At 59.7% G+C, this 17,311-nt stretch carries 16 protein-coding genes and 2 pseudogenes; 8 read left to right on the forward strand and 10 right to left on the reverse strand.

Annotated features, from left to right (window positions below; all coding sequences use genetic code 11):
* Positions 1-9 precede the first annotated feature (9 nt).
* The 7 genes from J7I86_RS06015 to J7I86_RS06045 form a co-directional block, all read right to left on the reverse strand.
* Entirely contained in the window at positions 10-990 is a 981-nt protein-coding gene (locus J7I86_RS06015; protein WP_214817358.1) for a Gfo/Idh/MocA family protein, read from the reverse strand.
* A gap of 141 nt (positions 991-1,131) precedes the next feature.
* Positions 1,132-2,412 carry a CynX/NimT family MFS transporter gene (locus J7I86_RS06020; protein ID WP_286179419.1) on the reverse strand — a complete coding sequence of 427 codons (1,281 nt, stop codon included), beginning with the start codon at positions 2,410-2,412 and terminating at the stop codon, positions 1,132-1,134.
* A gap of 95 nt (positions 2,413-2,507) precedes the next feature.
* The gene (locus tag J7I86_RS06025; RefSeq protein ID WP_214817360.1) at positions 2,508-3,500 is read right to left on the reverse strand and encodes a Gfo/Idh/MocA family protein; all 993 of its coding nucleotides are present in this window, start codon (positions 3,498-3,500) and stop codon (positions 2,508-2,510) included.
* Positions 3,500-4,399 (reverse strand): sugar phosphate isomerase/epimerase, encoded by a 900-nt coding sequence (locus tag J7I86_RS06030; RefSeq protein WP_214817363.1) that lies wholly within the window; start codon positions 4,397-4,399, stop codon positions 3,500-3,502. The genes J7I86_RS06025 and J7I86_RS06030 overlap by 1 nt, the downstream gene beginning before the upstream one ends.
* A gap of 3 nt (positions 4,400-4,402) precedes the next feature.
* Positions 4,403-4,969, reverse strand: a complete 567-nt coding sequence (locus J7I86_RS06035; RefSeq protein ID WP_214817381.1) for a VOC family protein — start codon at positions 4,967-4,969, stop codon at positions 4,403-4,405.
* On the reverse strand, positions 4,966-5,988 hold the full coding sequence (locus J7I86_RS06040) for a LacI family DNA-binding transcriptional regulator (protein WP_286179420.1): 1,023 nt from the start codon (positions 5,986-5,988) through the stop codon (positions 4,966-4,968). Before J7I86_RS06040 ends, J7I86_RS06035 begins: the two co-directional genes overlap by 4 nt.
* Positions 5,954-6,940 (reverse strand): Gfo/Idh/MocA family protein, encoded by a 987-nt coding sequence (locus tag J7I86_RS06045; RefSeq protein WP_214817398.1) that lies wholly within the window; start codon positions 6,938-6,940, stop codon positions 5,954-5,956. The genes J7I86_RS06040 and J7I86_RS06045 overlap by 35 nt, the downstream gene beginning before the upstream one ends.
* A gap of 146 nt (positions 6,941-7,086) precedes the next feature.
* On the opposite strand from J7I86_RS06045, the gene J7I86_RS06050 reads away from it, so the two are divergent.
* The 6 genes from J7I86_RS06050 (at position 7,087) to J7I86_RS06075 (ending at position 12,638) form a co-directional block, all read left to right on the forward strand.
* The gene (locus J7I86_RS06050; protein ID WP_214817401.1) at positions 7,087-7,734 is read left to right on the forward strand and encodes a bifunctional 4-hydroxy-2-oxoglutarate aldolase/2-dehydro-3-deoxy-phosphogluconate aldolase; all 648 of its coding nucleotides are present in this window, start codon (positions 7,087-7,089) and stop codon (positions 7,732-7,734) included.
* On the forward strand, positions 7,734-8,276 hold the full coding sequence (locus tag J7I86_RS06055; protein ID WP_214817404.1) for an ATP-binding protein: 543 nt from the start codon (positions 7,734-7,736) through the stop codon (positions 8,274-8,276). Before J7I86_RS06050 ends, J7I86_RS06055 begins: the two co-directional genes overlap by 1 nt.
* 304 nt (positions 8,277-8,580) lie before the next feature.
* Positions 8,581-9,996 carry an MFS transporter gene (locus tag J7I86_RS06060; protein WP_214817407.1) on the forward strand — a complete coding sequence of 472 codons (1,416 nt, stop codon included), beginning with the start codon at positions 8,581-8,583 and terminating at the stop codon, positions 9,994-9,996.
* 191 nt (positions 9,997-10,187) lie between these two features.
* Positions 10,188-11,000, forward strand: a complete 813-nt coding sequence (locus J7I86_RS06065; RefSeq protein WP_286179429.1) for a sugar phosphate isomerase/epimerase — start codon at positions 10,188-10,190, stop codon at positions 10,998-11,000.
* Between the two features lie 171 nt (positions 11,001-11,171).
* Complete coding sequence (locus tag J7I86_RS06070; RefSeq protein WP_214817413.1) at positions 11,172-11,963, forward strand: SDR family NAD(P)-dependent oxidoreductase; 792 nt, start codon at positions 11,172-11,174, stop codon at positions 11,961-11,963.
* 516 nt (positions 11,964-12,479) lie between these two features.
* On the forward strand, positions 12,480-12,638 hold the full coding sequence (locus J7I86_RS06075) for a hypothetical protein (protein WP_214817416.1): 159 nt from the start codon (positions 12,480-12,482) through the stop codon (positions 12,636-12,638).
* A 51-nt stretch (positions 12,639-12,689) separates the two neighbouring features.
* Here J7I86_RS06075 and J7I86_RS22650 read toward each other — a convergent pair.
* The 3 genes and pseudogenes from J7I86_RS22650 to J7I86_RS06080 all read right to left on the reverse strand — a co-directional run.
* A pseudogene (locus tag J7I86_RS22650) lies at positions 12,690-13,152 on the reverse strand (sulfonate ABC transporter substrate-binding protein); the annotation flags it as partial.
* A gap of 42 nt (positions 13,153-13,194) precedes the next feature.
* Positions 13,195-13,347: pseudogene (locus J7I86_RS22655) on the reverse strand (MFS transporter); the annotation flags it as partial.
* 299 nt (positions 13,348-13,646) lie between these two features.
* Positions 13,647-13,832, reverse strand: a complete 186-nt coding sequence (locus tag J7I86_RS06080; RefSeq protein ID WP_214817419.1) for a hypothetical protein — start codon at positions 13,830-13,832, stop codon at positions 13,647-13,649.
* Positions 13,833-15,149: 1,317 nt separating this feature from the next.
* Here J7I86_RS06080 and J7I86_RS06085 point away from each other — a divergent pair.
* Together J7I86_RS06085 and J7I86_RS06090 are read left to right on the forward strand one after the other, a co-directional pair.
* Positions 15,150-15,872: a FadR/GntR family transcriptional regulator gene (locus J7I86_RS06085; protein ID WP_214817439.1), complete on the forward strand. Its 723-nt coding sequence runs from the start codon at positions 15,150-15,152 to the stop codon at positions 15,870-15,872.
* Complete coding sequence (locus J7I86_RS06090; protein WP_214817442.1) at positions 15,869-17,098, forward strand: MFS transporter; 1,230 nt, start codon at positions 15,869-15,871, stop codon at positions 17,096-17,098. The genes J7I86_RS06085 and J7I86_RS06090 overlap by 4 nt, the downstream gene beginning before the upstream one ends.
* Positions 17,099-17,311: the final 213 nt, after the last annotated feature.

Genomic DNA, 17,311 nt, shown 5'->3' on the forward strand with positions numbered 1-17,311 from the left:
GCTAATGGGCTATCCTCTCCTCGGCGCCGATGCGGCTGCCCCTCGCCGGACTGCATCGGCGATTTCCGTGGCACGGAGCGCTTGGGAGAATGTAACGGCAGGCGTTTCACCCACGCAGAACCTCAGCGCGGCTTCTGCCTGGCGGAGGAAGAGATCGGAGGGGTCGAAAGTCTTCTCATGCTGGCCGCCACCACGCTCCCACACGCGGAGAGAATCGTTGGACCACAACAACCGCCCGGCGGTGGTGAGAACATCGATGGTGAGGCTCCAGTCGCCCTGGTTGAGGCCTTGGGGCTCCTGCCAAGGGGACCAGTAGCTCTGCAAGGTGAAGACGACTCCGGACGGGAATTCGAGCGTTGAAAGCACGTGTTCCGATACCGGAGATCCGTACAGGCTGCTGCTGGCTTTGGCGGTCAAGACTTTCGGGTCACCGTCGAACCACGAAGAAACCAGTTCAATGGCGTGAATTCCGTTGACGACTGCAACGCCACCCTCTTTCGGATCAGCACGCCACGAATCGACGTTCTGCTTATGGGCAACCGATCGAACGCTAACGGCGATCACTTCGTTGTCTCGGACCCATTGGGAGACGAGTGGAGCAATCGGATGCTGGTGGAGTGTGTACCCCACCATGAGCCGTTCGTTCACTCCCGAAGCGGCGCCAATAATGGCAGCACCTTCCGCATCCGCCGCCACCGGCTTTTCCGTCAGCACCCGGAATCCCCTGTTAAGCAGGTCTGCACAGATGGCCGGTTGCAGTGTGGTGGGTAAGGCAATGACGACCAAGTCCAGCTGATCAGAAGGGAGCTCATGGGTGCTGGGCAGCAAATGCGCACCAAGCTCCTGGGCCAGGGCGAACGCCCGCTCGTCCTTCTCCACGAGATGGATGACATTGGCGCCCGCCTGAGCGAATGCCCGTGCATGCCTGGATCCGGCCCAGCCGGCCGCTCCCACCACCGCCACGCGCGGGGCCTGTTCCGCCGTCATCATGAGACAGGCCCCGCGAAGACCATGCCGGCGGAAGCGTTACTCATGTAATCTCTCCTTTGAGTTCGTTTCAAGAAGCCAATGGGATCGGTTTGATGAACCATCGGCATATCTTGGTGTCTTAAGAACGGGGTCTCAGGGACCTTACGTTTGTCTTGGAAACGGGCGTTGGAACCGCCAATGATCCTCAAGCATGCGTGGCTTGTTGACCATAATGGCCCCTGCTACAAGCACTAGGAGCCAAGCACCGAGCATGCCGAACGAGGGAAGCCAGCCGTCCCCTGGACGGTGCAGGAGTGCGAAAAAGAATGGGCCTACGCTCGCCAGTGCGTAGCCGGTTCCTTGGGCGAACGCCGATAAACTTCCTGAGCCGGATTGCGTTCGTGTTCTCTTATTTATCATGGTGAAGGCAAAGGAATACGCGCCTTGGCCCAGCCCGGCCATGACGACCCAAACCCACGCCGAGGCTGGTGGAGCGAAGATGATGCCTCCGTAACCGACAGCGAAGGCAACGACAAAGAGGATTGCCAGAGGTAGTGGGCGGGGCATTTTCATGACGGCGAGGGGCACCATTAGTGCGACCGGTAAGGCGAGGATTGAATAGAGCGCCAGCATGGATCCAGCAGCTTCCTGTCCCATCCCTCTGTCAATGAGAACCGCGGGAAGCCACGTGAGCGCCGCGAAGGTGTTGCTGGAGCAACCAGCAAAGATCAGCGCAGCGCCCCAGCCGATTGCTGATCTCCAAGGTTGGACCGGGTTCGCAGGGGGCGTAGGCCTATCGTTGGCTGGTGAGGCCCGGGGGCGGGTCACGTTCCGTTTGGCTGCAAGAAGAATCAGCCAAGGGACCGCAGCAAGCGCACTGAGGACAGCCCAAATACCTGTGGAAAACCGCCAGCCATAAAGAGTTGCCAAAGGTATGGCAAATTGGGCGGCCACGGCCGTGCTGACACCCAAGAGAGTGACATGGAGCACTGCGAGAATCCCAATTTTGTCGGGAAAGTACTCTATCAACAGGGGCGGAGCCACGACATTGGCCAAGCCAATCCCGAGCATGGCGATGCAGGTGAACACCAGGAATGCCAGCACGTTCCATCCCATTGCGCGGCCGACCTGACCAAACGTTGTCAGCAGGACCGCAACCAGTAACAGGTGTTCCAGCTGGATACGCCGCAGAAGCGGCAGCGCAAAGAAACCCATTGCTGCGAAGCTGGAAGTCGGCAGCATCCCAAGAATCCCTGTGGTCACCGCGTCGAAGGGAAGGTCCGTGCTTATCTGGCCAAGGAGCGGGGACACTGCCGAGACCGCTTCTCTCGCGCTGAAGGCAACCAGCAGGATGCCTGCAAGCGCCGTGAGACGCCCGCGCAACGGCCTTCTCCCGGCTCCGTTGACTCGTAGTTCACGCTTAGGCAGGCGACGTAGAGCCATGCTGGCACCTCCCTATATCCGACAGGCTGGCTCAGGTCACCAGTTCCTAAGACCCCGCTTCAGACACCTGTGCAACTTGGGCAAACTCGGACGGTTCAGCTTGCGTTGACTGCGTGGCTAGCCCATTCGCGCCCGGTTTGCTCCTCGGTGGGCAGACCGGCCGCGGCGAGGATCTGGTCCAGAAGGCGCTGGGTGTGAACAGCTTCGCGGCCCGAGGTAAGCGGCTGTGCCCTGTCAGCAACCCGGTCAAGGAAGTGGTGAACGGCAGCCGAGAATCCGAGGGTGTCTGTCGCAGTAGCCCAGCCGTAGGCTTCGGCGCTCAGTTCCCGCGATGTCGTCACGCCGTCGATGGTGGTGGAAACTGTTTCGGGGGCCCTGACTTCGACGGTCTTCCCGTCGCCGTAGGCGTCCAGTTTCTCGTTCCATGCCCCTGCTGTGCGGGCCGCCATGAGGACGCCGGTGTTCCCGGTGCTGAAGCGGATGGTCGCTGCAAGTCCGTCTTCTTCCCAGGGATCTTCACCCGCGGCGTGAGCTGCTACATGTTCGGGTTCGCCCCCGCAGTACCAGCGCAGGAGATCGACCATATGAATGGCGTTCTCGAACGTTGCACGGTATTCGGATCCTGGGCGGTTCTTCTGGGCGACGCAGAATGTAGCCCCTTTGTCCCCAAAGGCTTCCCGGCCAGCCGTGTAGACGGGCGCATAGCGCCGGTTGAAGTCAACCATCAGAATCCGTCCCCGCTCGTCGGCGAGCTCTGCCAGACGTTCCGCTTCCTTGGTCGCCGGGGCGAGCGGTTTCTCGCAGAACACGTCCACGTCGCGTTTAAGGCAGAGCTCGACGGCGTGGGCGTGCTCGGAACGTGGGGTCAGCACGAAGACTGCATCCAGTTCCTGCGAGGCCAGCATCTCCTCCACCGTCTTGTAGGCTGCATTGAAGCCCCAGCGCCGGACCAGGCCGCTTGGATCTTCGCGTCGGGAAACCAGGGCAGCCAACTCGACGTCGTCCCGCTGTACGAGGGTGGGCAGTTGGGCAATCGTGGCGATGTTGCCGGCGCCGACAACTCCGACGCGGAGGCGGTTGGTGTTCATTAGGCTTTCCTTACTTCAGCGAGATCAGTGAGCATCGAGCGCAGGACAGAGGCGGATTCCCGGAATCCGTCCTCCGGCACGGGGAGATCTTGCGGGTGCCAACGGTATTCAAGCTCAATGCTCAGTACGTCGTCGTAACCGTGCCGTAGCAACGAAGCGAGGATTGGGGACCACGGAACAACGCCGCTTCCGACGACTCGCGAACGGACTGCCCGTTCCGAGGCGTTGACACGGGCAGTTTCCGACGCGCGGAAGGCCGCGGTGGGGTCAGTGAAGATGAGGTCTTTCACGTGGACGTGACCGATCAGGTCGCCTTGAACAGCGAAGGCTTCCTCGTAGTTTTCGTCGTGCGTGAAGGTCAGATTCGCTTGGTCATAGAGCACGCGAATGGCCGGATGGGCAATTTCCCGGACCAAGGAAGCGGTGTCCGCTGCCGTCTGAGTCATAGTGCCGAAGTGGTTCTCCACGCACAGGCGAACGCCGGCCTGAGCTGCTTCGGGCGCAAGAGCCTCCAGCGCCCTACGCAGTTGTCCCCATCGCGCCGCGTGGTCGGTATCCCCCGGGTGCCAGGAGCCGGCGTAGACACGGACCCGATCAGCGCCGAGCAAGTGTGCGGTATCTATGGCTCCACGGAATTCATCGACTGCTGCGCGCCATTCCGCCTCGTCCAGGGAGTTGATGGCGGTGGTGTAAGGCGTCAGACCTACGATAGGGAGCCCTGCGTTTTCTGCCGCTTTCAGTGCCTCCATCGCGGCACGACGGTCACCTAGGGGCAATCCGGATTTGTAGTCATTTTGGTAGATGACTTCGGCGGCATCGAGACCTGCGGCTCGGAAGAGATCAATTGCTTGGGGAACCGTGTGGTCCGGGGTGCCTAGTGTGTGACCGGCTAGCCGCATGGTTTATGTCCTTTCTGGAGTGGGTGGAGTTGCTGTCCAGTCCGCGGGACCGACCAGCCGGGGCGGGGCTGCGACGCGTGATCGATCCACGATTTCCATCAGCAATCCCCAGGGGGTAATGAAGTAGGTCCAGCGGTTGCCTGCTACGCGGGGGCTGTCGCCGGCGACTTCCTTGCGCTCACCGAGCACGCGTACCCCGGGTGTTGCTTGCAGCACGGCGATGGCTTCGTCGACGTCGTCGACGACGAAGCACAGGTGGTGGCCGCCGGCGTCGCAGTGCCTTGGCGGCGTATCGCGCCGCTCAGCGCTGCTCCACTCGAAAAGCTCGATGTTGAGGTTCGGGGGCAGGCGCAGCATGGCGAGCGTGAGCTTCGCATCTGACGGGACTTCGAAATTTGTCGGCATGAATTCTTCGTCGGGTCCGCGTTCGGAGCGGTAGAGCTCTTCAGCTCCGAGGACTTCGACGAAGAACCGGATGCCGTCCTCAAGGTTTGGCACGGTCAGGCCGACGTGGTCTGTGTGCTGGAGCCCTGGCAGGCGTCGGAGCGTCGGCTTCTGTCCCCCGCTCATTTGCGCGGTCCGGAAGTGGAGCCGCGGACCAGAAGCTGAGGTTCGAGGACGATATGGTCCACGGAGCCGTCAATGTTCTGTTTCTCGGCCAGTTCGATGGCAATATCTCCCATGTCGGCGATCGGCTGGCGAACCGTGGTTAGAGGAGGGTTGAACCGGGCGCCGAGAGCGAGACCATCGAACCCGATGACCGACACATCCTCGGGTACGCGCACGCCACGTTGGCCGAGCGCCGAAATCACGGCAAAGGCCACCATGTCGTTGGCTGCAATAATTGCCGTTGGCGGATTATCCATCTGCAGAAAATGCTCGGCGCCGCGCGTGCCCGCATCAAGATCTGAACCGCTGTCCAGCACAATCGGCGTGCCACCACTTAGGGCCGTCAGTTGAAGATAGGCGTCCATCCGGTCCTGGGCGGTGTGCGTCCCGGCGATGCCGGATACATAACCGATCGAGGTATGCCCAAGGCCGCGCAGGTGGTCCAGTGCGATCGTGATTCCCTGGCGGCTGTCGACGGTGACGGTGGGAACAGAGGCATCACCTTCCACTCTGTCGATCACCACAACCTTGTGGCCGAAAGCGAAGCGCTTCATAGCCTCGCTATCTACCTTCGTTGAGGGTGCCACAATCCCGAAGGGCGCGTACATCGCCTGCATCGCAGTGAAGTACCCGTCGGTCTTGGCCGGGTCCCCGTTGGTGACGCAGAGGAGCAGCTGGTAGCCGCGATCGTCAGCTGCCTGTGTCATCGCCTTGGCAAGTTCCGCGAAGAAAGGGTTCGTGATGTCAGGGACGATCAGCGGGATAAAGGTGCTTGTCTTGCGCCGAAGCGCCTGCGCGAGTGGACTCATCGTGTAGCCGAGCCCCTCGGCGACCCGGAGGATATGCTCGCGTGTTTCACTCTTCACCGCCTCGGGGCGTGAGAACGCCCGGGAGACAGTTGACCGATGGACACCGGCAGCTTTGGCAACGACGTCGATACTCAAGTCAGGCATGTTTTCTTCCTCCGTGCTGGTCGTCATAGGCCTGCCAAATGGGGCGCATAACGTTTTCGAGCTGGGCCAGAGAAGTCAGGCCCCGGAATCCATCTTCCAGCGTCCGGGCAACACTCCGCACAAACGGATCGTAAAGCGGGTCACTATCCACATTGATCTTGTCCACCTCCGTGGTGCCGTCCAGTGCCGTGAAAGTAGCTGTGCCATCCGAATCAACAGTGGCGAATCCTGCCTCACCGGCCGAGGTAAAGCTGCAGTAGCGCTTAAGCGGCGAACCCGGGAAAGCGTACCCAACCTCCACAATGGCTTCGCGTCCCTCCGGCGTTGTGATGATGAGGCTCGCATGATCCTCGACAGCCTGGTTGTGAAGAACCGACGAGAGCCTGGAGTCCACATGTGCGGCTGACTCATCGCTGCCCCGGAGGAATAGATCGACAAAATGTGGAGCCAGGTTGGCCAAACAACCCCCACCAGCCTTGACCGGGTCCAGCATCCAAGGATTGGCGTTGGCGAGATACCGGGCCGGAGGGCCAGCAATGAAGGAGGCTCGCTGGTACGTGGCACGCCCCGCCTTGGCAAGCCATTTTTCTGTGGGCCCGCCCCGCTGGACCAGGGGCACAGTTGCAGGAACGCCTGCCGCCTCCGCGGCCTGACGCACGGCAGATAGCTCGCCGAGGGAGGTTCCTAACGGCTTTTCGACGACGAACGGGATACCGCGCTCGATCAGGGCGAAACACTTCTCGGCCATTCCGTCATGGGGACCAAATACATAGGCAAGCCCGACGTCGGGGAGATCTACCAGCTTGCGCCAGTCGGCTTCAACCGGGGCCCCCCAGCCTTCGGCCAGCTCCTTTACCTGCACCCGCGATACGTCGTCGTCGCCGACTCCGATCACCTCGTGCTCTTCGCCAATGGCCTCCGCGCAGAGCGGAACATGCCAATGGGAAGCACCCAGAATGATTGTGCGTACGTGAGTCAACCGCAATACCCCCTTGTATGAGATCGGTTGCTGAGATCGGTTGCAATAACACTATGGATGGTGGGAGAGTTTGTCAACGACATCAAAACACCACCCAGTGCCGGGCGACTCAAAAGTTGGAGATGCCCGGCCGAAGAGAGGCCAGCATGTATAAGAAACTTCGCACCCTGCAAACCATCGACGAGTCAGGTGCCGTCCTCATCGTGCGGCTGGAGAACGCCGAACTTGCAGAGCGCGTTGCCGAAGCCGCCATCGAAGGAGGGTTCCGGGCGCTCGAGATCACTCTTTCAATTCCAGGCGCCGTAGACGTGATCCGTCGGCTCGCCGCTAAACACGGGTCCTCCGGCGTGGCTATCGGCGCTGGAACAGTGTTGGACGAGCACTCAGCGTACGAATGCATCCGGGCCGGCGCTCAGTTCCTTGTCAGTCCTCAGCTGAACCCCGCGATGATCCGTACGGCGAACCGTTACCAGATAGCAACCATCAGCGGAGCCTTTACACCGACCGAACTCGTCGAGTCCGCGGAGGCCGGCGCCGACATACTCAAGCTCTTCCCGACCGAGGCCGGAGGAGTCGCCTACGCTAAATCCGTGCTGGCTCCGCTGGCGCATCTGCCGATCATGCCGGCAGGTGGAGTAACCCTCGAAAACGTCGGCGAATGGTTCGCCGCTGGCGTAGCAGGGGTCGGCGTGGGCAGCTACGTAACCAAAGCATGGCAACCGGACGGCGACTTTACCCGCGTTACCGAAGCAGCCCGGGCTTTCCTCGCAGCGGTAGCCGAGGCCCGCAAGTAATGTCGCCCCACGTCTTCATTGTTATTGGACCGGCAGGCTCAGGGAAAACAACCGTTGCCCAACGAACAGCACAACAGCACGATGCCGCGTACCTGGACAAGGACCGGGTCAGTGGCCGTTTCGTCGAATTCGCGCTGACTGCCACCGGGCATGATCCCAGCGACCGCGAGTCCAACGACTACTATCGCGCCAATCTGCTGCCCCTCGAGTACGAGACCCTGATGGACGTGGCGGGAATAAACCTGCGTCTCGGCCGATCAGTGGTCCTTGACGCACCCTTTGGGGCCTATTTCAACGACCCGGACTACATTACGCGTGCTGCTAAAGACTTCCAATGGCCCTCCCCCGCAATCACAGTGATACGGATCCGCGTGCCGCAAGACGTCCTGCGTTCGCGGCTCACCCGCCGCGGCCTTGAGCGCGACCAGTGGAAACTTACCCACTGGGATGATTACTGGTCGGTGTACGGCCGCCTGGAGTGCGCTTGGTCCGGAGTGGATTTCCAGGAATTCGACAACGAGGCGCCCCTCTCGGTCGATTGAACCGACGTGGCGTCCTGCCATATCGGCACGAACAAGGCACATTCAGATAAGACGTTGACAAGCATCACATCTCATCCGTATTGTTGCCTGCAACCGATCTCAGCAACCGATCTCATTCAGTAAATCTGACGAGTCTGGAACGCTTCGTCTCCACTTCCAGTCGGACAGCGCCTAGACGTTGATCCGGCTGTAGGCCCTGGCAGTCGACTAAGTTATCGGGCAGTTCAGCAAGGGGGCCAGGCCCCGAGATGCCCGGGCATACCCATACCCCCTCCGCAACAAACGTGAAAATATGGAGAGTTCAATGAAGACCTCAAAAGAAGCCGTAGTTAGTCCCGGCGCTTCGGAGCTTCCCGAAGCGGCAAAGACACCCCGACGCACCCTCAATCTGGTGGCGGGAACGATCGGCCATTTCGTTGAGTGGTACGACTGGTACATTTACGGCCTGCTCGCGGCGGTGTTCTCGTCACAGATATTTCCCAGCGATTCCGCATTCGCCTCCCTTGTCGCAGCACTGCTCACCTACGCCATCGGGTTTGTTGTCCGCCCACTCAGCGGAATAATCATCTCGCCACTGGCCGACCGTTTCGGCCGCAGGCTGATCCTGACGCTGTCCATCGCCGGGATGGCGCTCGGCTCGCTCATCATCGGCCTCACGCCGTCATTTGCGACCATCGGCTATGCAGCGCCCGTACTCTTCCTGATTGCACGCATCATCCAGGGCATTTCGGCCGGTAGCGAGGGGCAAAGCGCCATCGCCTTCATGGTTGAACACGCCCCCGCCAACCGGAGGGGCCTGTTCGGCTCGTTCACCAACATGGCGAGCGGCTTCGCAACCTTGGCCGCGACCGGCGCTGCGGCATTGGTGACATCATCCTTTTCTCCGGCGGACCTCGCCGCCTGGGGCTGGCGTATCCCGTTCGTTATTGGCGGCATCCTCGGCATCGTCGGCCTCGTCTTGCGTGCCCGCTCTGAAGAAACCCCTGAGTTTGAGGCAGGCGCCCTCGTCGATCAAAAGTCCGGCGCGGCCCGCCTGATGGACCTGCTTCGCGAGCACCCGAAAGCGCTGCTGCAGGCCGCAGCGCTTTCTGCCCCGGCTGTGGCCTACTACACCTGGGCCACGTTCCTTCCCACCTACGCCAAGCTGACCACGGGCCGGGACCTGGCCTCCACCCTTGCCGGGAGCGTTATCGGGCTAGTCTTGCTCGTTATCATCGTGCCGGTCTGCGGCGCGCTCTCTGATCGACTCGGCCGTCGGAAGATCTTCCCAATCATCGGGGCCATCGGCATGATCGTGCTCTTCTACCCCATGCTCCTCCTGCTGAACCAGCCCGGCTTCGGTGTTTACGTTCTTGTGTCGGCGTCCGGATGGGTGGTCCTCGGTATCTGGCAGTCGGTCTATCCAACCATCCAGGCAGAACTGTTCCCGGCATCCGTCCGGGTATCGGGTATCGGTTTCGCACACCAGATCGTTATTGCCGTCTTCGGTGGCACCGCGCCCCTGATCGCCGCTGCATTTGTCGCCGCCGGGCAGCCGATGCTTGTCGCGGTGTACATGATCGCTATTGTCGCCCTCAGCCTCATCGTCTACTTCACGCTCCCGGAGACCGGAGCCCGAGGTAACCGCGACACCGTGGCACTTGCTGACCCTGAAGTACTCGAAGGCGAACACTTGGTCTCGAGCTCTTCGATGGGCACCTACGAAGCCAATCGCTCCTAGTAGGCGCCCATGCTCCCTCAGGAAGGTCGTGGCGGCTCGATCAGGCCACAAGGGGAATCTCTTCCCAGGTTCTGGTTAGCCGCCCCGCTCGCCGGGGTGCGATCCCTGCACACATTAAATTCATTGCGTTATGAACGAAAAACAATTTCTCCATAGGCGCGGAATAGAGAGGATTTTTTCACGTGAATCACATGATCATTAATACATTTTCCTATCTGTGGTCTTCCACAGCAATTGATGCAATAGCCGAACTGGTCGATCATGGATATAAAACTTTTGAAGTTCCGGTAAGCTCTCCTCACTGCTGGCCTGATGAAATCTCCAGCACCGAGCGCGTGGCAACACATACGAGACTCACTGAATACGGCGCCAAAATCAGGTCACTCAATGCCGGCGGGTACGACATCAACCTGGCCAGCCCTGGCGCTAACATGCGTCGCAAAAGCATCGAGCACATCAAGTCAGTAATCGACTTGGCTGCAGCATGGGATGTTACCGATGTTGTGATCTCCCCCGGCACACGACGCCCGATGATCTCACCATCACTCGACATGGTCCACGGCTGGATGCACGAAAGCTTGGAGAATCTGATTCCACTGGCCAAACAGGCCGGCACACGACTGCTTTTCGAAAACACCCCCTACTGCTTCACCCCCACTATCCAGGACCTGGCCGGCGTCGTAAGCACTATCAACGATGATTCAGTCAAAATCGTCTACGACGTCGCCAACGCCGCCTACATAGGAGAAGATCCTGTAGAAAGCCTGCTATCCCACCATGAATCAATTGGCCTGGTGCATATTTCCGATACAGGTACGGAAACCTGGGGCCACGATCCAATAGGCACCGGAGTGATCGACTGGACGGGACTAGGCGATGCCGTTAGGCAAACATGCGGAGTCAGCAACGTCGTTCTTGAAATCATTCGCGAAGAGGACCCGGTCCAAGAATTCAATAAGGCAATGCAGGACCTTGAAAACCATGGCTGGGAACTGGGAAACTAGCCCGAAGTCTGGGATCACGGCCCGGTAGCCGTAGACCTAAAGAAAACTAATGTAAATACTTCACACTGCGAATCGATTATCAGAGCCAATGAACCTGGTAGATCCTGAAGCTTATGGATTTTTTCATCAGCATTTTCTCGCATGTGAACTAATAATAAAGGAGTATGGGCCATGAAAGCCTTAGTTACTGGCGGAAGTAGCGGCATAGGAGCAGCGACGTGCTTGAGAATCGCAGAGGCGGCTCTGGCTCGTGGCGTGCACCCGATGATCGCAGTCGCGGGACATGAATCAAACGGTAACCAGCAGCAAGTCGTTCATTCAATACAGTCAATGGGCGGCACCGCCATCGCGCTAACTGGCAACCTTGGTGACCCGGAGGTGCCAGGCAAATTGGTAGAAGCCGCGGTATCCGAGTTTGGCGGGCTGGACGCACTGGTAGCTAACGCTGGAATTGCAAACCCTGGCGCCATCTGTGACGTGTCACTTGAAGACTGGGACGAGATGTTCTCCGTCAACCTTCGCGGCCCGTGGCTCCTGGCCAAAGCAAGCTACCCCCATTTAAGGCAGAGCCGCGGCTCCGCCTGCTTCACTTCTTCCCAATCCGGTCAGGTACCACACGCAGGATCAGGTGCTTACAGCCCCAGCAAAGCTGCGCTGACGATGCTGGCCCAAACGCTCGCCTTGGAATGGGCACCAGAAGGAATTCGCGTCAACGTAGTCTCCCCGGGAATGACCCACACGCCGATGACCGAAAAAATGTACGCCGACCCCCAAATCAAAAAGGCTAGGGAGAACATCATCCCGTTGGCAAGAATCGGAGAGCCCACGGACATTGCCAACGTTATCGAATTCCTCGTAAGCCCCTTGGCGGGCTACGTCACCGGGCAGGACATCTGTGTCGATGGCGGCTTCACTAAGTCTATTCTCAGCCATATTCCTGGTCGGCCCAGCTCAAAATCGTAACACCCGTTCCGTAGCCCCAGGTGTATCGTTCTTGGTCTCTTAGGTGCATCACGTCCCGGGCCGCGCGGGCACTGGTGGATTTGTAGGCTATACAGATTCGGACGGCCAAGGCGCACAGACGGTAAACCAGATCCTCATTCCCAGACATCAATTCACGAGGAGGTTACCTTGAATATGGCAAAGAGTGTTCTGGACGGCACGGAATGGACCGCCAAAGAATTTGCCGGACTCCTACCAGACAAACGGAACGTGGCCCGGCAGGAATTGGCGTGCCTGTCCTGTGACGGCCCAGCCGTATTTCGAGCAGGACAGAAACGTCGGCCGTCATTCGCTGCCCGACACCGAAACGGCTGCCGGTTGGTCTCGAAAACATGGAGCGCTTTCGAATACCTGGCAGGATCAGGACGCCACGAATGGCCTGCATCAAACCGGGCAAGGACTTTATCGCGTTCGGCTTTGGCGAGGTCGTAAACCCGAACGAGTCCCTGAAAACCGGAGGCCACTGCCGACATTAAGGTGGACGACTGGAACCACACGCGTGACATCGGTCAGTGGGAGCAGTGCGGCTACCCGTACATCAAGGACCGCAATGCCGACATGATCATCACCGGCGGGTACAACGTCCACTGCTCTGAAGTCGAGGCCGAGATCCAGAAAATTCCCGGCGTCGCTTAGGTCGCAGTCATCGGCGTACCCGACGAGGACTGTGGCGAAGCCGTCTGGAGGCCACGGCTCAGGCAACCACGCGCCGTCGAGCTTTCCGTCCTGGAATAGTTCAGGGACTGCGCGTTTTCGGTCGGGTTGATGTTGACGTCGCCGCCGCCATCAACGGCGGCTTTGAAGCCCTGATCGCTCGACCAGGCGCCGAGAGCATCGTCCTGGGTCCCGCACAGTTGGGTGTGCTCAGCACTTTGCCTTCGAGGTCGCCCGCCGAGTTGATCCTGGTTTGACCACCAATTGGGCTCCGCCCGAGGCTGCACCGGCGATGATGCTGATGGATTCGCCGTTGATCTTGACGAGAGACTTGATGGCCGGGTTGGTGCCAATGTAGGTGGCGGCATTCAGTGCTCGGCCGCAGGGGTCGTGGTCGGTGCCGGGGCGTCTGGGCAGCCTGCTCGTTCTGCGAAACAACAGAAGCCACGGCGGCATCTGCACCAAACAAGAGGACCAAGCCTGCAGCCACTCCGATCTCGAGGGTGCGGCGGCGCTTGGGCTTGGGCGCGGTCTCACTAAAAAGGGTTCGAACGTTTCGATCCGACTCCGGCAGGAATACCGGCCCCACGGTAACAATCAGATATCCGAACACGCCGACGTCGTACCACTCCATGATCGTTCCAACGATGGACCCCGTGACTGCACGTCTAAGCAGAGAGGCATCAACCACAGTCGACTTGTCATCAGTCCCGGACCCCGCAACGTCCTCAAGGGAAGAGACGTTACTCCGTAACGAGTGAGATGCCTGTGGCATTTGAGTACTGTCAAGGTCTTAGTGCATAGTTGCGAGCTTCCTGCGTCGCGACGGTTGGTGATCGTGACGGATTTCCAAGTCGCGGGCCACCTCGCACAGTAAGCGTTCCCAGAGGCGAAATGAGAAGTGTAAATCGGGACGCGCAGACCCCGGAGTGGTAGCAGCCGCCGCCGAACTTCTCGAGCACCGACAGCACGGCATTGACTTGCCCGCCACTACACAGCCTGCCGTGTCCGGAACCGTCCCTCCAGACCGTAAAGGAGAAGAACCCGCAGCAAGCTATAGCCAGCATGCGCTCCCCGGTGGGCAACAAGGATTGACAAGCCCTGGTTCAAGTAGATGGTCTTAAGGATGCCGTGAGTGACGAAAGCGAGGTCTTCCCAATGGCATTCCAGTTCCATAAGAGCTCTTCCCTAAGCTGATCGCGTGTCGGGCATGCAGCTCAGCGGAGGGCTTGTCCATCAGGTGAATGTCCGCGGCTGTATACATGCATTACCGAATAAGCCCGTCCCTGCTGCTTCCAGGGAACACCAGGCTCCAGCTCCCCTGAGTAAACGATTAGGGGGGCCACACCAGACCTTCCAAGGAGCACAGGAACGATCTCCCAGAAGTCAACCCAGCTATACCGCACGGTTACCGGTGACTACTAGCCGGACCCGGAAACGTGCGCCTGCACCAAACCAAGTTGTTTCGCTCGCCCATTTGTTGCCGATAACTGACGCGGGCTTGCGCGAGAGTCCGGGTCCAGAAGGTTATGCCGCGGCTGAGACTGCACTGCCGTGAGGTGGCAGGCCAATTGAGGCACGCTGGGACGCCGAAACTCCGCGTAGTACGGACGGACCAGGAGGGCAGGACCCTTCTTCGCTAGCGGCAGTCTTTCGAACGCAGCAGTGAGAGCGGCTTCCACGCGAAGAAGAAGCATCGGCTCCAACAGAATGAGACTTAGGAGTGGTCCGGCATCTTTTTCACGACCCCAGACGTAAAGCAAACGCGGGAACCTTGAAAGTCATCTCAGGTCCAACCATACTGTGAGAGCGCACTAGTCCTCACAGCAATTCTGTGCTTGTGTCCATAGAGCAGGCGTCAAGCGGTTTGTACGCTTTCCTCATATGCTTGTCGACCAGCACACAAGATGGGGTTCAAAGATGAAGCACATCACTGCACTGCCTTGGGAGCGCGCTGCTCTCGCAGGAGCAACCGGCTCCCACTGTCCTGCCACGGGACTTTGGAGTCCAGAAGGAGAACCGCAAGTGGTTCGGTCCTTCTCGGAAGGTCACGTCTTCCCTGCATTCAATGGCATGGCTATCTTCTGGCGTCCCGCGGACGAGACACCCTAGGCGGCGGGAGCCCCAGTGCGGGACTGCAAGCACTGGGGTGCAATACGGTTTTGGCAACATGCTCCTTGATCCGGGTGGTATACGGCTATACCAGAGCAAAAGGTCAACGACTTCCCTTCAACAGTCTTCGAGAATTTCCGGGACCCCGAGATATGCGTCGCGTCTTCCCCGTCTGGCCCCTTTCCCTCGCCCGGGATAGAGGGCAGCCAAATCGCTACGCTGCGTCGGAATGTCCCTGAGGCAGACCACCGCACTCTTGAGTACACGAAGGGGCGCCCCCGGACTCGTGCTTTTTCTTCTGGTTTGGGAACATCACCGCGGCCTCAACAGAACAGCAAGCGTCATTTGTCCTACATTTGGCTCTTTAGTAGTGTTGGCGATATGACGCGTCTCCCTGCGAAAATCACCCTTGCCGAACAAGCGGCAGAGGAGCTCCGCCGGCAAATTGCCGCCGGCGACTTCAAAGTGGGTGACCTCATTCCGACCGAGACGGAACTTTCACGAGATCTCGGCGTAAGCCGTAACACTGTCCGAGAGGCCACTCGATCTCTCGTCCACGCCGGCATGCTCCGCGCGGGGGCCGGATACGGTACCGTCGTCGTGGCAACCAGCGACCTCGTACCCGCTCTGTCTCGGCGCGTGGCACAGAACCGCGCGGTTGATGTGGCTGAGGTTCGAGCGCTGCTTGAGCGAGAGGCAGCTCGACTGGCGGCGGTCCGCGCGACGGATGCAGATCGTTCCAAGCTTCGCGACGCACTGGACGCCCGAACTGAGGCTTGCGACGCATCACAATATGTGGCTGCAGACCTGAAATTTCACCGAGCCTTGCTTCAAGCATCCGGAAACGCACTATTGGCTGAGCTGAGCCAGGGTACCGGCGGAAATGAGGAAGCTCTGGTTCAGTGGCACTCGCTAGACGCCGACGTCATAACTCTTCGCAGCGAGGCACTCCGAGAGCTGGACGAACTACATCACAAACTCGTCGACGCCATTGAGAGGCACGACGCCGATCTTGCTGCCGACATGGCGGATCAGCTGGTCCGGCTCGCCCACACAACCGTGCAGCCGCCACTCTCTACAAACCGACTTCAGGAAGAACGATGACTCTGTCGAACAAGACAATGGTGAGTTTGCCGGACAAGACAATGATGCGCCCGGCCCTCGTAGTGATCGGACTGTTGCTGGTCGCCAGCAATCTTAGGGCTGGAATCACAACAATCGGCCCCGTCCTTGATCAGATTCGCAACGATTACGGCCTAACAAGTGCCCTTGCGTCCGGACTGGTCAGCCTGCCGCTGCTCGCCTTTGCCGCGGTTTCGGCCTCAATTCCCCGGCTGACCCGCCGTCTCGGGTTGGAGCGTACTCTTGGTGTGGGATTGGCAATTCTTGCATGTGGGCTTGTACTGCGCTCCCTCCCAGGTCTGGGATTGCTTTGGAGCGGAACAGCACTTATCGGCATCTCCATCGCAACGCTCAACGTAGCACTGCCTGCACTGGTAAAGAGGGATTTTCCGCGGCATATAGGACAGATCACCGGCGCGTATTCCGCGGTGCAGTCCGTATTCGCAGCAGCGGCAGCGGGCATCGCCATCTACCTGTCCTCACTCACCGCCGCTGGGTGGCGACTGCCGCTAGGAATCTGGGCAGTACTGGCGTTGATTGCAATCGGTGTTCTTGCCCCCCAATTCCGCCGGCGCTCTGTCGATCCCCAAGGCGATAGCCGCATCGATGAAACGGACCCACAACCTGCAACGGGCCAGCGGTCCCCTTGGTCGTCCGCTCTAGGGTGGCAGGTCACCGCCTTCATGGGGCTGCAATCTTTCGGATTCTTCGTGTTCATCACCTGGCTTCCATCCATCGAGGCCTCAGCTGGAACTTCAGCTGCTACTGCCGGCATGCACCAGCTTTTCCTAAACGCGGCCGGCATCGCCGGAAGCCTGCTGTGCTCAGCCCTGATCCCTCGTCTGCGGGACCAACGCATACTGGCCGTGGGTGCGGCATCCGTCTTCGTCATAGCAAGCCTGGGCCTGCTGGCGCTACCCCAGCTAGGTGGAATATGGGCCACCGTCGCCGGTATCGCTGGCGGTGCCACCATTGTACTTTCGTTGTCCTTCCTCGGCCTACGGGCCCACAATCACACCCAGGCGGCCTCCTTGTCCGGTATGGCCCAGTGCATCGGCTACCTTCTTGCCGCCATCGGTCCGGTAGCCGTGGGAGCTCTACACGACGCTACTGGCTCATGGACTCCTGCACTTATTCTGCTGATCTCGGTGTTTGCGGCATTGATGTTCGTGGGATTTCTGGCAGGTCGCCACCGTGTAATCACCTAAAGAGCGTTCCGGACCGAATCACCGATGTCGATGTCGAAACCGAACCGTCCACTCGACGGTAGTAGACATTTTGAACCTGACTTGGCCCGCCCGAAGTATCAAACCGCGACTTCGTCCACGGCTCCCGGCGTGATTGAAAACACAACATGTGTGCGCATCGTAAGAATTGTCGGACTACTGCAGGCAGGGTTCGTAATGCTTCAAGAGCGTTCC

Source organism: Arthrobacter sp. ISL-95 (assembly GCF_018613695.1).
Taxonomy (GTDB): Bacteria; Actinomycetota; Actinomycetes; order Actinomycetales; family Micrococcaceae; genus Arthrobacter.

What these genes read in the sequence shown, in the direction of transcription:
- J7I86_RS06015 (WP_214817358.1), bottom strand. Translation starts at nt 990, where the DNA reads ATGATGACGGCGGAACAGGCCCCGCGCGTGGCGGTGGTGGGAGCGGCC.
- J7I86_RS06020 (WP_286179419.1), bottom strand. Translation starts at nt 2,412, where the DNA reads ATGGCTCTACGTCGCCTGCCTAAGCGTGAACTACGAGTCAACGGAGCC.
- J7I86_RS06025 (WP_214817360.1), bottom strand. Translation starts at nt 3,500, where the DNA reads ATGAACACCAACCGCCTCCGCGTCGGAGTTGTCGGCGCCGGCAACATC.
- J7I86_RS06030 (WP_214817363.1), bottom strand. Translation starts at nt 4,399, where the DNA reads ATGCGGCTAGCCGGTCACACACTAGGCACCCCGGACCACACGGTTCCC.
- J7I86_RS06035 (WP_214817381.1), bottom strand. Translation starts at nt 4,969, where the DNA reads ATGAGCGGGGGACAGAAGCCGACGCTCCGACGCCTGCCAGGGCTCCAG.
- J7I86_RS06040 (WP_286179420.1), bottom strand. Translation starts at nt 5,988, where the DNA reads ATGACGACCAGCACGGAGGAAGAAAACATGCCTGACTTGAGTATCGAC.
- J7I86_RS06050 (WP_214817401.1), top strand. Translation starts at nt 7,087, where the DNA reads ATGTATAAGAAACTTCGCACCCTGCAAACCATCGACGAGTCAGGTGCC.
- J7I86_RS06055 (WP_214817404.1), top strand. Translation starts at nt 7,734, where the DNA reads ATGTCGCCCCACGTCTTCATTGTTATTGGACCGGCAGGCTCAGGGAAA.
- J7I86_RS06060 (WP_214817407.1), top strand. Translation starts at nt 8,581, where the DNA reads ATGAAGACCTCAAAAGAAGCCGTAGTTAGTCCCGGCGCTTCGGAGCTT.
- J7I86_RS06065 (WP_286179429.1), top strand. Translation starts at nt 10,188, where the DNA reads ATGATCATTAATACATTTTCCTATCTGTGGTCTTCCACAGCAATTGAT.
- J7I86_RS06070 (WP_214817413.1), top strand. Translation starts at nt 11,172, where the DNA reads ATGAAAGCCTTAGTTACTGGCGGAAGTAGCGGCATAGGAGCAGCGACG.
- J7I86_RS06080 (WP_214817419.1), bottom strand. Translation starts at nt 13,832, where the DNA reads ATGGAACTGGAATGCCATTGGGAAGACCTCGCTTTCGTCACTCACGGC.
- J7I86_RS06085 (WP_214817439.1), top strand. Translation starts at nt 15,150, where the DNA reads ATGACGCGTCTCCCTGCGAAAATCACCCTTGCCGAACAAGCGGCAGAG.
- J7I86_RS06090 (WP_214817442.1), top strand. Translation starts at nt 15,869, where the DNA reads ATGACTCTGTCGAACAAGACAATGGTGAGTTTGCCGGACAAGACAATG.